1 protein-coding gene is annotated in these 304 nt (G+C 67.1%); it reads left to right on the forward strand.

The window, feature by feature from the left end; translation table 11 throughout:
• On the forward strand, nucleotides 1-304 hold a 304-nt coding region (locus PUR56_RS03795; RefSeq protein WP_329947842.1), incomplete at both ends, for a substrate-binding domain-containing protein.

A 304-nucleotide genomic window follows, 5' to 3' on the forward strand; every position in this document is an offset into this window, starting at 1 on the left:
CGGCGAGGTCGCCAAGGTCGACGGGAAGATCTCGATCACCTACCTGCAGAAGCAGGGCGACCAGGAGTACTTCGTCGGCGAGGCCGCCGGGGCCAAGGCCAAGGCCGCCGAACTCGGTGTGGACCTGAAGGTCGTGAACCTCGGCAACGACGCCAACAAGACGATCAGCGAGGTCCAGGCCGCGATCGCACAGAAGACCAACGGCGTCGTCATCGTCGTCCCCGACCCCGCCGTCGGACCCCAGGTCGTCCAGGCCGCCAAGGACGCCAAGGTCGCCCTGCTCACCTCCGACGACCAGATCTGC

Origin of the sequence: Streptomyces sp. BE303 (assembly GCF_036290945.1) — a bacterium.
Classification (GTDB): Bacteria; Actinomycetota; Actinomycetes; order Streptomycetales; family Streptomycetaceae; genus Kitasatospora.